Here is a 14,410-nt window from a genome sequence, read left to right as displayed (position 1 = left end):
CTCTAGCGTAGGCCAATGCCCCAATGGGGATCAGAATTTTTCCCGATAAAAAGTGCGGTCTTTAGTGCGGGGGCGAAATATGTATGACTTTCCAATAATGGCATTTTGATTTAAAACAGCACGGCCCAGTCAGAAAGGAATCTGCAATGCCATTCAATGCCCCCTACAGACAGTACTTCAGCAAAGGCGATCTGGTGTACGGGTTCGCGATCGACAGACCGACGTTCCTGACGCAGTTCTGGTTGGCCATCTCCGGCGAAGCTAAAAACGTCTGGACCGTCGACAATTACCGAACCGCGACCTATGACCAGAAAGTGGCAGATGCAGACAACGCCTATAATCTACAGGCATTGAACTACGACCCGGTAAAGCAAAAAAACCAGCTTGAAGAACTGGGCTATGCGCGAGCAAGGGAAATGAAGCTCGCGGAATCATTCAAGCAAGATCTCTCCCTTTTCAGGACCGCGATGGCCGCGCATGAAAAATACAAACGTTATCTGAATCAGCTTCAGCCCCATAATTTCGATGAAGAAGCCTTCTCCGAGGCTGTAAGTGGCAGGGTTTCGAATGACGCTTTCCGCGCCAAATCGAAGTTCGGCATGGAGTGGACCATCAAAAGGAACAGTGGCTTGAATCTCGACCAGCAGGTCGGCTTTCACATCCATTTTGTTCTGAACAGCATCGACATGGCAGCGGTCGTCACTAAAACCCACAAGCTGGTCGTCGACGGCGACACGCTAGCGCAAGACTTGCCAAGAGGAAAATCCCAGGCTGCAGCCAAGGAACGCACCATAACCCACTCCGAGTTGCGGTGGATTTATCGCAACCGGAACAATCCCCTGGTTCAAAAAAGCGTGCAGTTCTGGAAAGACGGAGTGACCTGCTGCCCGCCTTGGGAAAATGACAGTGAGTTTACCGACCTACCCTCTGGCAAGCGGGTGACATGGAAAACAGCATGGAATGCATACAAACCATCCATGACCCATGACACCTTCAGTTAGCGACGGATCGGAGCCCTGCTCTTATCAAGCCCGCCGCGCCGCCAACAACCCCAGCCCCGCACAGCTCAACAACCCGGCACTGACCCGATTGAACACCCGCCGCGGCCCGGGCTGGTTGAACCAGCGTTGCAGGTACGCGCCAAGCCAGGCGTAGATGCCGATCGCCAGCCATTCCAGCATCAGGAACATCACGCCGAGCCAGAGCAGTTGCTCGCTGACCGGCACGGGGCTGTCTATCACGACGAATTGCGGCAGGAAGGCGGTGAAGATGAGGATGGCCTTGGGATTGCCAGCCGCGACAAAAAACTCCTGCCGCGCCAGCCGCAACACCCCGCCCTTGCGCTCTCCCACCGGTCCGCCCTGGCCGACCGGCGCCCGCCACAGTTGCCAGGCGATGTAGAACAGGTAGAAGGCCCCCAGCACCTTGATCGCCAGGAACAGGTATTCGCTGGTGTGCAGCAGCACCGCCAGGCCCAGCGCCGCCAGCACGATCATCCCGGCGAAGGCGAACAGCCGGCCGACGCCCGCCGCGCAGGCGGTGCGCAAGCCATAGCGGCTGGCATTGTTCAGCGACAGCAGGTTGTTCGGACCGGGGGCCATGTTCAGGGCGAAGCAGGCGGGGATGAATAGCGCAAGGGTGGCGAGGTCCATGACAGGCTCCTGTGGATGATGGCCAAGCTTCCCCGGCGCGTTGGCCCACCGTCAAGTGCGGTGAAGCCAACGCGTCATGCACCTGCCGCGGCCCTTACCACTGATGCGTGTAGCTCGCCGTCAGCACCGTGCCCGGCGCCGGCAGGTGGCTGGTGTTGGTGCTGTTGCGCATCAACTGGCTGTAGAGCGGGTAGTAGTCGCGGTTGAACAGGTTCTGGATGCCGACACTGACCTGGTCATCCGCGCTCAGCCGGTACTGGCTGATCAGGTCCACGGTGGCGTAGCCGTCGACCTTGCGCCGGCCGAAACTGGCAACACCGTCGAGGCGATAGTCGTCGCTGTCGAACCAGGTCAACTGGGCGCGGTGGCTCCAGTCTTCATCAGGTTTGTACTGCACGTAGGCCGTGACCTTCAGCGGCGGGATGCGGTAGCCGGTCATGTCTTGCCAGTCGCCGTTGTCCGGTTTCTCGCGGCCCTTGAGCCAACTGAACGAGCCGCCAGCGCCCCAGCGCTCATCGGCGGTCAGCCAGTCGGCACTGCCTTCAACGCCATAGATGCGCTCCTGGGTGCGGGTGAGGATCAGGCCGTTGTTGAAGCTCTGCACGTCCCCCAGCTTCGAGGTGGTGTAGAACAGCGCGAGGCTCGCCAGGGTCTGCTCACCGACGGCGCCACGCCAGCCGAGTTCGTAGTTGTTGGTCTTTACCGGCTCCAGGTTCGAGGAGTCGATATCGAAACCGCGTCGGGCGTTGCGTATCTGCACGCCGATGTCCGGCAACTGGAAGCCCTGGCTGAAGGCCGCGTACAGCGTCTGCCCCGCCACTGGCGAGTAGCTGAGGCTGATGTTGGACAGCAAGGCGTCGTAATTGACCTCACCACCGGCGACGGTCACCGGCGAAGTAGCAGTGGACTCCGAGAGCGGCACGAAGTCGTCATAGCGCGCCGTGGCGTACTCGTAGCGAATGCCGCCCTCCACCGACCATTGTTCGTTGAACTTGTGCTGCAACTGGGCGAAGCCGCCCAGGCTGCGGGTGGTCAGGTCGGGCATGTAGCTGAGTTTGCCGATCTTCTCGAAGACCCGTCCGCCGCTGGCGTCGAACACCCGTGGATCGAAGATATCGATGGGCATGTCGCTGCGTTCATGGTTGAAGTCCGCGCCCCACAGCAGTTCAGTGTCGCCGGCTTGCCCCAGCGGCGTGCGCAGCGTCACGCGGCTGCCGAACACTTCGCTGTTCTGCGTCACCTGGTCGACATTGCGCCCGCGCGTGGCCACGCCGCGAGCATCGAACGGGGTAAAGCGGGTGAAGTAATCACGGTAGTAAATCTGCGCGTTGAGGGTGCTGCCGAGCACATCGGCGTGGGCGTATTCCAGGTTGAGCAAGGTGTTCTTGATCTGGTTCTGTTCATCCAGCGACAGCCCGGACAGCGGCTGCGCGGCAACCGAGCCGGGCGGCAGGCGCGAGACCGAAGGGTCGGCGGTGTAGTCGGTGTCCTGGTCGGCGTTGTAGTGGCTGGCGGAGAGCTGGATGCGCTGTTCGTCATCGATCCGCAGGCCGAGCTTGCCGCCGATATTGAAGGCGTTGGCATCGAACAGGTCGCCCTGGCTGGGCTCGGGGGCAATGCGTTTGCCGTTGGCATCGTAGGACGCGCCGATATGCCGGGCACCGAAGTCCAGCGCGTAGTCCACCGGACCTTGGGCGCCGGAAAAATGCTGCTGCACCTGACCGCCCAGACCGTCGCGGCCCAGCCGGCTGAGGGGCGACACCGCCGTCAGGCTGGTTTCGGCCCGGGTTTCGCCGCCCGCTGGCCGGGTGGTGATGGAGATGATGCCGCCGGTCGCGCCCGCGCCGTAGATCGCGCTGCTGCCACGAATCACTTCGACACGCTCGATCAACGCCGGGTCGATGTTCGCCAGGTTGCGCGAAGAGTCGCGGTTGGTGTTCAGCGGCACGCCGTCCACCAGTACCAGCAGGGTCCGCCCGCGCAGGGTCTGGCCGTAATCGGTAATGGTGCGGCTGGAGTCGGCCATGCCGGGAATGCTCTTGGCCAGCACGGTCGCAAGGCTGTCCGATCCCTGGCGCAGTTGCTCCAGTTGTTCACGCTCGAGCACGTTGATCTGACGGGCCTGCGGCACCAGGTTGCTGCTGGTCCGGGACGAAGTGATTTCCAGGCTGGATAGCTCGACGGCAGCGCCCGCGCTGGCCGGCACTTCCACGGATTCGGCACTGCCCGGTACGACGATAAAGGTGTGCTCGTCACGCTCCTGCGCCTTCAGACCGCTGTTACCCAGCAATTGACGCAGGGCTTGTTCCAGGGTGTAGCGCCCCTTGAGCGCCGGGGCCGCCTTGCCCGCGGTCGCATCGCCAGCGAAGAGAATCTGCGCATTGGCCTGGCGCGCCAGGGTGTTGAGCGATTTTTCCAGCGATGCCGCCGGCATGTCGACCTCCAGCACTGCGGACTGTGCAAGGGCGAACGGGCTCGACAGCAGGCCGGCAGCCAGCAGTGACAGGGGCAACGGCGCGCGTAAAAGGAACTGACTCACGTACTGCACTCCACGAAATAAGGGGACATGGAGATAGCCGTTACCAGACGCGCACAACCCTACCCCGTACCGAAATTATTTTTTCACCCGCGGCGCGATCAGCACCGAACCGTCGGCGGCAGTGTTCACGGTCAGCGGCAGAATCCCCGGCAACAAGGCCAGCAGCCGTTCGACATGAGCACTGTCGAACACCCCGGACACCGGCAGGTTGTCCAACCCTGTACCGGTCAGGCGGATCGGCTGCGCGTGGTAGCGCTGGATAACGCCGATCACTTCGGCCAGCGGTGTGCTTTCGAAGATCAGTTGGCCGTTGCGCCACGCCCCTATCTCATGGACGTCGACCTGCGCCACGGCCTCCAGGCGCGCCTCATGCACACGCACCTGCTGGCCGGACTCAAGCAGACTGGACGCCTCGCCAGCGCGCACCGCAACCCGCCCTTCGGCGACGGCCACCCGCACGTCGCTGCCGTGGCGACTGACATTGAAGCGCGTGCCCACCACCCGCACTTGCGCGAGCCCGGCGTCCACCAGGAAAGGTCGGTAGACCTTCGGCGACACCTCGAACAGCGCCTGCCCACGGCGGAGCTCGCTGCGACGGCTGAGCAAGTGCCAACTGACCGTCAGCTCGCTGGCGCTGTCCAGTACCACCTGGCTGCCGTCGGCCAGTTGCAGGGTCTGCCGTTGGCCGAGCTGAGTCAGGTGATGCTCGCGGTGATACGCCGGATCGAGCCAGGCCACCGCCGCCAACAGCGCCAACGACAGCAGGCCGACGTGAGACGCTTTGAGCCGCTTCTTGCGTGGTGCCGGGTCCGGCATCGGGAAGCGCTGCTTGAGCGCGTCACGCAGTTGGGCGATGGCCTGGTCTTCCTCGGCGTATTTGCCCGGTTTGGGGTTGCCACTCATGAAGCCACCTCGCTGCCCAAGTACTCGCGGCAGGCGGCCATGCCCAGGCGCAGGTGCTTTTCGACGGTCTTCAGGGAGATACCGAGACGTTCAGCCACCTCGGCTTGCGGCAGTTCATGGATCTTGTGCATGACAAACACCATCTGGCAGCGCGGCGGCAGGTTCTCGACGGCCTGGATCAGCCGTTCCAGGGTTTGCGCGGCGTCCAGTTGACGCTCATGGCTGGCGATCCCGGCATCAACCTCGGGCAGTTCCGGCACGGCGACAAGCCAGGCCTGGCGGCGGCGATCACTGCGGTAGCGGCTGACGGCGTTGTCATGGGTGATCTTGCGCAACAGCGCCAGCGGCGTGCGCACGCCCTCTTTCTCGTGCTTTTCCAGCAGTTGCACGCACACGTCGTGGACCACTTCGCGAGCGAAGCCCCGCTCCCCGAAGCGGCGGCGAATATGCTCCACCAGTTCGTCGTAATGACGAACCAGGGTGGATAACAACGAGGGTTTCGGAGGATCGGCCTGCACGGTGACCTGCATGGGGAAACAAGGCCCGGGGTGGGCGTTGGGTGCAGGAGTATAAATGCGAATCTATTTCATTTGAATAGACTTGTGTCGGGATGGATGTGCTAGCCCAGGTTCTGCACCAGTCACTGAAATTGCATTCAGCTCAGTTACCTGTGGGAGCTGGCTTGCCAGCGATAGGGCCTACCCTGCCAACCGCATTGTTCCGGCCGGCCTCATCGCCGGCAAGACCGGCTCCCACAAGGTGGGCTGCACCAGTCACTGAGATTGCATTCAGCCGTTGCCTCTCGCCGGCTCGTTGCTCTCGATCCATGGCGCCACCGGGCTGAAGCGCGCTTCGATCCAGTGCTTGAACGCCAACACCGTGGCCGCAGGAAACCGCGCCGAAGGCCGGACCAGAAACACTCCACCCGTGGGGTCCAACTGCCAGTCAGGCAGCACCCGCACCAGGCGCCCGGCAGCAATATCGCGGCTCATCAGCCACTCCCCGGCGCCAAGAATGCCGGCATCATCACGGGCAGCGGCGAGCAGCGATTCGCTGTCGTTGGCGGTCAGGCTGCCTTTGGGCGTCACGGTGTGTTGCTGGTCACCGGCATACAGCCGCCACTGCGGAAACGACGCCAGCCCGCTGAAGCGCAGGCAGTTGTGCTCGGCGAGCTGCTGCGGTGAATGCGGTATGCCGTGGCGTTGCAGATAACCCGGTGAAGCGCAGAGAATCCGACGGTGATCGCAGAGCTTTTTCGCGATCAGGCGGTTGTCGTCCAGTTCACCGATGCGGATGGCGATATCGAAACCTTCCTCGATGATGTCCACCAGCCGCTCGCTGTAGTCGGCGACGATCGACACCTGCGGGTACTCGCGCAGGAACGCCGGCAGCATGGGCCCGATACACAGGCGGCCCATGGCCGCCGGCAAGGCCAGGCGCAAGACGCCGCGCACCTCGCTCGCTCCGGAAATCGCCTGCTGCTCGGCCTCGGCAATCATGCCGAAGGCGGCGCGCAGGCGTTGTTCCAGCTTCTCGCCGACAGGCGTGACGCGCACCTGCCGGGTCGAGCGCTCGATCAGGCGCACACCGAGGCGTTTTTCCATCGCCGCCACGCGCTTGGACACCACCGTAGGGTGGCGTTGCAGCAAGCGCCCGGCGGCGACGAATGAACCTTGCCCGGCCACAGCAAGAAACGCGGCGATTTCGTCGCTGTGGGTGTTGTCCAGTACATCGCTAGTCATGGTGTAAGAATGATCGCTCCGCTAGATCGCCCGCTTTCCAGGTCGGCATGGGCCCGCGCCGCATCGGCCAAGGCGTAACGACCCCAGATCTGCGGCGTGATGATACCGGCGCTGACCGCCGCCAGCACATCGGCGGCGCGCTCCTGGTATTCCGCATGGGTGGCGGTGTGAGCAGCCAGCGATGGTCGGGTGATGAACAACGAGCCCTTACCGTTCAACGTGGCCATTTCCAACGCCGCCGGGGCGCCGCTGGAGGCGCCGAACGACACCATCAGCCCACGCAGCCGCAAGCTGTCCAGCGAGGCGTCGAAAGACACCCGACCGATCGGGTCATAAACCACATCCACCTTCTTGCCATCGGTGATACGGGCGACCTCGGCGGCCAGCGTCGCGGGGTCGAATACCAGGACTTCGTCACAGCCGAGCGCCCTGGCCTTGTCCACGCTGGACGGCCGCGAAACCACGCCGATGACGAATGCTCCAAGGTGCTTGGCCCACTGCGCCATGATCGAGCCCAGCCCGCCCGCCACACCATAGAGCAGCAACGTGGTGCCCGGCCCTACCGGATACGTCGACTTGAGCAGGTACTGCGCGGTGATGCCCTTGAACAGCACCGCCGCGGCGTCCTCCGACGATAGCGAGTCCGGTAATTTCACCAGCCGCTCGGCGGGAAACAGTCGGGCACTGGCGTAGGCGCCCAGCGGTCCGGTGGCGTAGGCAACGCGATCACCCTCCACCACATTGCTCACCCCGGCGCCGACCCGCACCACCCGGCCAGCGCCTTCCAGCCCAAGGCCGCCGGGCAACGGCAGCGGTGCCGCGCCCTTGCGCTGGGTGACATCGAGGAAGTTGACGCCGATGGCGTCCTGCTCCAGCCAGACCTCGCCAGGACCGGGTGCGGCTTCATCGACCGTGCGAAACTCCAGCACCTCAGGGCCGCCTGTCTGGTTGATCCGAATTGCTGCCACCATTGCCATGCTCCTTCGCCCTTATGCGGGCCTGCGTTCACGATGGGGCGAAGTATGTGAACTGACGGAATAGGCAACAAGATAGCCGGTTTGCAGTTCATTGCTGCACAGATTGCAGCAATGAACGACTGACCGCTTACTGCTTGTCCTGGCCGGTGTAGGGAATGTCACAACGCCCGCTGGAGAAGGCCTTGCAGATGTAGGAGCGGCGCGGAGTGACCATGTTGTAGCGTTTGGCGACGTCATAGTCGCCCGGTCCTACACCGTGGCCGCACTGGTAGGCCTGCCATTGCTGACCCTTGATCAGCGGACCACCGACAGTCGGCGTGCCGCCCGCGCAACGCTGTCGCGCGAGGGCACTTTCCACGGTGGGTTCGTCGACCAGCGTCTGATTGTCCAGGGCGCCATTGCATTCCCACATTTTGCTTTTCTCGGATTGGCGACAGATCGCCAGCGCCTCCTCTTGCACTGCGCCCCACTGGCTCTTCTGGCCGCCTGCGTCGGTGGACGAGGTACCGCCTTTCTTGCCCGGCGCCGTGCTCGACCCGCCCGAGCTGGAACCCGCGCCAGAATGTCCGGTGCCGCCACTGCCCTGCTCCGTCTGCGCACTCGCGACCTGCTGGCTCGCGCCACGGGTGCCGTCCTTGAGGCAATACGCAGCACCGGAGCCGGCGGTGACCGTGGTGCCATTGGGATTGCGGGCGGGCGACGAACCGGCCGGGCATTCTTCGCGCCACGTCGGCAGCGTTACGTGCTGCGGCACGTACTGGACGATCTGCGGCTGCGGCCGGCTATTGGCGGTGTTGCTGGTAGCGGCTGCCGCCGTAGCCTGGTCCTGCCGGGCCTGCTGGCGGGCTTCTGCCTGCAACCGCGACTGCTCCTGCGCGTCGGCGCGGGCCTGCTGTTGCTGTTGCTGCTGGCGTTGTTGCAGTTCGCGCTGCTGGGCGCGCAGATTCTCCCGCTCCTGCGCCTGGCGGCTCTGGTCTTCGCGGATGCCTTGCACGGCGGAGTTGAAGTTGCTCGCGTCGGAGCCTTCGGAGTAGCTGTCGCGCTGGATCGCGGCCATCAATTGAGCCTGGCGCTCCGGTGACAACTGCCCGCCACCGCCCAGCGCAAGCCCGGCAGCCATCGCCGCGTACTTGGTACGCTGCCGCTCGGCTTCACGCTCCTCGGCCAGTTCCTGGGCGCGGACGGCACGCTCCTCGGCAATCCGGTCGGCTTCTTCCGCTTCCTTCTGCTCGCGCCGGGAGCGCGCCTCGGACGCGACCAGTTCCTGCTCCATCTGCAGGTTATCGCGGGTCAGTTGCAGTGCGGCCTTGTCCTGCGCGTTCTTCGCCACGCGCCTGGCCTGGGCGATGTATTTCTCGGCGCAGTCGAAATTCTGTTGCTGGACGCAGGCGTTGGCCTTGGCGTTGCGCTCGAGGAAGTCCTGATGGTCCAGTTCATCGAGTTGCGCGAGCTGGTCGAGCATCTGCTGTTGCTCGGCCGTGGAAGCGGCCATCGCCGGCGCTACCGCCGACAGGCAGAGCGCAAGGGCAAATCCGCGGGTTGTTCTTGTAAGCATGGGCTGTCCTGCCGGCTAGGGGCGAAGTTGTCGGAGAAATACGATGTTGTCGAGGGTGTCTGCCCGGTAACGGGTCAGGCGGTTCAATTGTTGCCACTGTTCGCTGCCGTCGTCCGCGACCGTCAACATGGCCTCGGTCAGCAGGCGGCGGGCCTGTTCTGAGCGGCATTGCGCGGCGAATGCGGGAAGATCACTGAAGCGGTCGGTACTGTCGGGAATACCCGAGGTGCGCCGTGGCGGGCCGACGCGTTGGCGCAACGGGCGCAGGAAACAGGCTTCGAAGACCTCGCCATGGGCCTGGCCCAGCACTGTGGCTCGTGCCGAGAAATCCTGCCGGCGCAGGTACTGCGCCGCCTGCCCAAGCAGCAGCCGCTGGCTGCTGAACAAGGCGTACTCCTCCAGCATCAACTGCGCGTCGAGCGTGCGCGATTCCGTCGTCAGATGCTCGGCGTAGGCCGGATCCTCCAGCGCATGGCGGCGGGCTCCCGGCGCTATTTCGAGATAGTCCTGCAGACTGGAAAATTCATCGCCCGGCATATGCTGGCGAACGCGGGACAACGCCTGCTCGTAGAACGGCCGAGTGCTGGAAAAGTAGAAACCGTCGCGCTCCGCCTGCTCCAGCGAAGCCAGCGCAGTGCCTTCGGCCAACCGACTGTCGCGCAGCGCGGCGAACAGGCTGTCCGGGCGCAGGAAGCGCTCGGCCATGCGCGGATCCTCGGCGTACTCACGCCAGGTCGCGTGCAGCGCCTGCTGCAACAGGGTCGCGCAGTTGCGGGTGAAGAAGTCATAGCTGCCGGAGAACTGCCAATGGATCTGCGCCATGTCGCGCACCAGCGCCTGTCGCTGCCCGGCATCCAGGCGCAACGGCAGGGAATACAGCTCGCGGAACTCACCGATGGCGTACTGCTCGTAGCTGTCCATGAAGCGGCTGGCGAACAGCCGCGCCTGGTATTCGCCGCCCAGCGCCTTGAGCACATCGAGGGTGAAGTCGTCGACATGGGCCTGGAAACTCAGGACCAGATGCTCCGCCAAGTTGCTGTCGCAACTGGCCGGCGAGCTGTCCGCAGCGGGGCAAATCACCAGGCGCAACGCTACATGGCCGAAGCGCGACGCCGGGCTCGGGCTGTTGCCGGCAAATAACAAGTGCACCGCGCTGACCCGCGCCGGATCGACCCAGACCACCCGCACGCCCTCGTCCGGCGTCTGCACGGCAAACGGCACGCTCGCCGCGCACGGCACCGGTGCTGCCGCAGCAACGCCCTGGCGCAGAAACCATGCGGCGTAAAGCGGCTGGCGGCAGGTGTAGGCCGGATCGCGCTGGTAGCTTTGCAGCTCGTGTTGGTAGTCCGCAGGCGAAGGCGCCGCTGCCCCGGTCGCCACGGCGGAAACCGAGGCGAAATCCGGGTCTACCGCCTGTGGCTTGAGCGCACAGCCCGACAGCGCGAGCACCGCGAGCAGGACAAGCAGCGGCCTCATTGGCTGGCGAGGACCGCTTCCTGGCGTTGCGCCGCGCGGGCGATCATCGAATCCGGGTTGCCGAAGGTCGCGGGACGCATGACCGCTTCGCTGCGGATGCGCATCTGCCGGCTGGTGACGCTGGGGCTTTCGATGACGCCAATAAACAGCGAGGTGGGCACCAGGGTGGTGCTGGAGGTGAACATGCCCGGGTCATTGAAGTTGTAGCGCTTTACGTCATTGAAGAAGCCGTTGGCCTGCAATTGCTGGTTGAGCGAGGTGTCCTTGCCCCGCTGGCGCCAGGCGGCGGCCTTGGTCGGGTCCTGAGGAACGCCGTTGCCGAACTGGTAGGCATTGGCGACCGCGTACATGGCAGCCACGTCGCCATTGCTGGCCCGTTGCAGGATGGAGAAGAATTCGTCCTGGGCGGCCTTGAGTTTCGCCTGGGTCGCCATGGTTCGCCAGTGCTCGGCCTTGGTCGGGCTCTTGTCCACGCCCTGCCCCGCGTCGTACAGCGCGGCCATGGCGTTCATGGCATCGAGGTCGCCGTTCTGCGCTGACTCCAGCACTTGCGCGGCGTTCGCCTGGGCCTTGGCCTTCACCGCACCGGCGGTGAGTTTCGGTGCCGACAGTTCGGCATCCACCGATTGCGGACGACCGTCCACCAGAGTGACTTGTTTCTCGAAAACCTGTTCCTTGTCGCTGCCTACCGTCTTGACCACGCGCACTTGATAAGTACCCGCCGGCATCGCGGTAATTACCGGGCAGTTACCCACCGCGTTGTTATCAATCGACACAACCGCATCGCTATCTTCATCAGCGCACGTCACGCGCAGCAGGCTGTCCGCGTGGGCGAACGAACTTGCCAGCATTGCCACACAGGCAAACTGTTTGATTGCGAACTTCATGCTGCTCCCCGAAATGAAAAGACCCTGACGGCCCCGGTTTTATTGGATTTTGGCGGAGCATCGCACTGGCTAATAGCACTTGGCTACATATTTCGTAACAACGCTGAAAAAGCCATCGAATATATTGAAAACACTGAATTTCTGGCGGCGGCAATTTGGCGAAAAAGTTGTTGGAACAGTCAAACTTTCCGGGTTTGATTTGTTCGTTGCGAATGGCACTTTCGTACAAAATCCGTTTGCGAGCGCGGCCAGGTTTTGTTACTTGTCTGGAACAAGAACCTGAATCGGAACGCCCTATGCCGCCTGTTACAACGGAAGTCTTCTGGATCGAAACCCCGCAGGGTCGCTTGTTCGCTCGTCGCTGGTTCGCCACTCCCAACGTCTCGGACAAACCGGTCATCGTGCTGTTTCATGACTCGCTGGGCTCGGTCGAACTGTGGCGCGACTTCCCGCAGCAATTGTGCGAAGCCACCGGGCTGGACATCGTGGCCTATGACCGGCTCGGCTTCGGCCAGTCGGCGCCTTATCCGGGCCACCTGCCGCTGACCTTCATCCAGGACGAGGCCGAGCGCTTCTTCCCGCAACTGCGTGAGGCGTTGGGCATCGAGCGCTTCATTGCCTTCGGCCACAGTGTTGGCGGGGCCATGGCCAGCCACTGCGCCGCAAACAACCCACGCGATTGCCTGGCGCTGATCACCGAATCGGCCCAGGCCTTCGTCGAGGACCGCACGTTGCAAGGCATCCGCACCGCCAAGCAGCAGTTCCAGGCGCCCGGACAACTGGAGCGACTGGGCAAGTACCACGGCGACAAGGCGCAGTGGGTGCTGGGCGCCTGGACCGAAACCTGGCTGTCGGCAGCCTTCAGCAACTGGACACTGAAAAACAGCGTGGGCTCCCTGCACTGCCCGCTGCTGGCGCTGCACGGCGATCTGGACGAATACGGCTCGGTACTGCACCCACAACGTATCGCCGCGTTGGCCGGAGACCGCGGCGAAGCGGTGATTCTCGACGGCTGCCACCACGTTCCGCACCGCGAGGATGCGGCGCGGGTAATTGCGAAAGTCATCGACTATCTGGGGCGGATCGGCTGAGCGATCGCCAGCGTGGCCAGGTCCAGCAAGGTGAAATGTCCTTTGGACCAGCCACCGGTGTCGATATGCCAGACATTGCCCAGCACCCGTACCGCCTGCTGCGGCGTGTGCCCTACCAGCAAGGCGCGCAGCCCCGCGACCCCGGCCGAGTCTTCATCACGCAAGCGCTGCCGCGACCATTGGCAAACCTCCAGCACCTTGGGCGGCACAGGCGTCTGCTCAAGCAGTGGCAACAGGTCGCTCCAGCGCAGGCACGGGCAATCGGCGTGGAGGATGCCGATCGGCCCTTGAACCGTATCGACTTCCAGTGCCAGCGGCATCAACGCGAAACGCTCGGCGAAATGCGCCTGCCGCGTCGGGTCCAGATCGAGAAACCAGCCACCGCCGGCAGCCCGGTACATCGCGTAATCCAGCAACTCGCCACGCACATGCGATACCGCCAGGGCTTCGTGATTACCTTGCACGGCGTGAAACCAAGGCTGCGCCAGCCACTCCAGGACCTCTTCGCACTCAGGTCCGCGATCGACGAGATCACCGACACTGAACAGCCGGTCCCGCGCCGGATCGAAATCCACCGCCCCCAGCGCCTCGCGCAGACGAGAAAAATGCCCATGCACATCACCGACGGCCAAGTCCCGCCCGGTTGGATTGCGCGCTACACGAACAACTGTGCTCATCGCCTCTCTCCTGCTCCATCCGGGATCACCGGCGTACAATAAACGCGACTGCGCTTCGCAGTCCTGCGCTCCCGGAGGTGTCATCATGCGCCTGGCCCTGACTTTCGCCACCCTCGTCATGCTGGCTTTAAACAGCATGGCCTACGCGGCCTCGCCGAGTGTCGAGGTCAACTTCATCCAGCCGGAAAAATTCCGCGACGCCAGCCTCAGAAGCAACGGCTACGAGCGCGGCGCCGACGAACAGGTCATGAAAACACTGCGCAGTTACCTGGAATCACTCGGCACGCGCTACCTGACCGCCGGGCAAACCTTGCGCATCGATATCCGCGATATCGACCTGGCCGGACGCTACGAACCCTGGCAAACCCATGCCAACTCGGTGCGTTTCATGCGCGACATCACCTGGCCAAGCATCGACCTTCACTACACCCTGCAACAACAGGGGCAGATAGTGAAGCAGGCTGACGTGCGAGTGGACGACAAGTTCTACCTGCAACGCCCAGGGCGGGTAGGCACAAGTGATCAGTTGTATTCGGAAAAGGCGATGCTCAACGATTGGTTCCGTAACCTGGTCAAGCACTGACGCAGCGCGGTGGCGTGCCGACGGCTGGCACCCGGCCAGTTCACCAGGGTGCTGCTACACTGAATTCGCTTACAGGAGGAATGAGTCATGTCCGACAAAGACATCAAAACCCTGCTGACCGTCATCAACCATCGGCAAGACAAGCTGGCCAGTGCCTGCAAGGACATTGCCGACTGGATCGACCGTCAAGGCGATGACCCGGTAGCCGGCAAGATCCGCGAAAGCCTGCGGGCTGTCGAGGCTGACGAAGTGCTGGTCAAACGCACCCTGACGAGCCTGCAGCTGGAGCGACCGCTACCGCGCTTCCGCCCCTAGGGTCTGTATCAAA

At 63.4% G+C, this 14,410-nt stretch carries 14 protein-coding genes; 4 read left to right on the top strand and 10 right to left on the bottom strand.

Annotated elements, in window-relative coordinates:
• Positions 1-146 precede the first annotated feature (146 nt).
• The gene (locus tag DM374_RS29975; protein WP_110973173.1) at positions 147-1,001 is read left to right on the top strand and encodes a hypothetical protein; all 855 of its coding nucleotides are present in this window, start codon (positions 147-149) and stop codon (positions 999-1,001) included.
• A 24-nt stretch (positions 1,002-1,025) separates the two neighbouring features.
• On the opposite strand, the gene DM374_RS29970 is transcribed toward DM374_RS29975, so the two are convergent.
• The 9 genes from DM374_RS29970 to DM374_RS29930 form a co-directional block, all read right to left on the bottom strand.
• Complete coding sequence (locus tag DM374_RS29970) at positions 1,026-1,652, bottom strand: LysE family translocator (RefSeq protein WP_110973172.1); 627 nt, start codon at positions 1,650-1,652, stop codon at positions 1,026-1,028.
• 94 nt (positions 1,653-1,746) lie between these two features.
• Positions 1,747-4,191 carry a TonB-dependent siderophore receptor gene (locus DM374_RS29965; RefSeq protein ID WP_110973171.1) on the bottom strand — a complete coding sequence of 815 codons (2,445 nt, stop codon included), beginning with the start codon at positions 4,189-4,191 and terminating at the stop codon, positions 1,747-1,749.
• 75 nt (positions 4,192-4,266) lie between these two features.
• Entirely contained in the window at positions 4,267-5,094 is an 828-nt protein-coding gene (locus DM374_RS29960) for a FecR family protein (RefSeq protein ID WP_110973170.1), read from the bottom strand.
• Positions 5,091-5,612: an RNA polymerase sigma factor gene (locus tag DM374_RS29955; RefSeq protein ID WP_110973185.1), complete on the bottom strand. Its 522-nt coding sequence runs from the start codon at positions 5,610-5,612 to the stop codon at positions 5,091-5,093. The genes DM374_RS29960 and DM374_RS29955 overlap by 4 nt, the downstream gene beginning before the upstream one ends.
• 270 nt (positions 5,613-5,882) lie before the next feature.
• Positions 5,883-6,836 carry a LysR family transcriptional regulator gene (locus DM374_RS29950; RefSeq protein ID WP_110973169.1) on the bottom strand — a complete coding sequence of 318 codons (954 nt, stop codon included), beginning with the start codon at positions 6,834-6,836 and terminating at the stop codon, positions 5,883-5,885.
• The gene (locus DM374_RS29945; RefSeq protein ID WP_110973168.1) at positions 6,833-7,807 is read right to left on the bottom strand and encodes a quinone oxidoreductase family protein; all 975 of its coding nucleotides are present in this window, start codon (positions 7,805-7,807) and stop codon (positions 6,833-6,835) included. Before DM374_RS29945 ends, DM374_RS29950 begins: the two co-directional genes overlap by 4 nt.
• A gap of 133 nt (positions 7,808-7,940) precedes the next feature.
• Positions 7,941-9,368 (bottom strand): coiled-coil domain-containing protein, encoded by a 1,428-nt coding sequence (locus DM374_RS29940; protein ID WP_157969768.1) that lies wholly within the window; start codon positions 9,366-9,368, stop codon positions 7,941-7,943.
• Positions 9,369-9,383: 15 nt separating this feature from the next.
• Positions 9,384-10,844, bottom strand: coding sequence for a lipoprotein N-acyltransferase Lnb domain-containing protein (locus DM374_RS29935; RefSeq protein ID WP_110973166.1), 1,461 nt, complete (start codon positions 10,842-10,844; stop codon positions 9,384-9,386).
• Entirely contained in the window at positions 10,841-11,731 is an 891-nt protein-coding gene (locus DM374_RS29930; RefSeq protein WP_110973165.1) for a PEGA domain-containing protein, read from the bottom strand. Before DM374_RS29930 ends, DM374_RS29935 begins: the two co-directional genes overlap by 4 nt.
• A gap of 296 nt (positions 11,732-12,027) precedes the next feature.
• On the opposite strand from DM374_RS29930, the gene DM374_RS29925 reads away from it, so the two are divergent.
• Positions 12,028-12,822, top strand: coding sequence for an alpha/beta fold hydrolase (locus DM374_RS29925; RefSeq protein WP_110973164.1), 795 nt, complete (start codon positions 12,028-12,030; stop codon positions 12,820-12,822).
• Here DM374_RS29925 and DM374_RS29920 read toward each other — a convergent pair.
• The gene (locus DM374_RS29920; RefSeq protein ID WP_110973163.1) at positions 12,801-13,499 is read right to left on the bottom strand and encodes a metallophosphoesterase; all 699 of its coding nucleotides are present in this window, start codon (positions 13,497-13,499) and stop codon (positions 12,801-12,803) included. The genes DM374_RS29925 and DM374_RS29920 overlap by 22 nt on opposite strands.
• An 85-nt stretch (positions 13,500-13,584) precedes the next feature.
• On the opposite strand from DM374_RS29920, the gene DM374_RS29915 reads away from it, so the two are divergent.
• Positions 13,585-14,082 carry a DUF3016 domain-containing protein gene (locus DM374_RS29915; RefSeq protein WP_110973162.1) on the top strand — a complete coding sequence of 166 codons (498 nt, stop codon included), beginning with the start codon at positions 13,585-13,587 and terminating at the stop codon, positions 14,080-14,082.
• A gap of 87 nt (positions 14,083-14,169) precedes the next feature.
• Complete coding sequence (locus DM374_RS29910; RefSeq protein ID WP_095153568.1) at positions 14,170-14,397, top strand: hypothetical protein; 228 nt, start codon at positions 14,170-14,172, stop codon at positions 14,395-14,397.
• The last annotated feature ends 13 nt before the right edge of the window (positions 14,398-14,410 follow it).

The organism is Pseudomonas huaxiensis (assembly GCF_003231275.1).
Taxonomy (GTDB): domain Bacteria; phylum Pseudomonadota; class Gammaproteobacteria; order Pseudomonadales; family Pseudomonadaceae; genus Aquipseudomonas; species Aquipseudomonas huaxiensis.
Note: the sequence above shows the minus strand (reverse complement) of the source record. Positions and strands in the feature narration are given on the sequence as shown.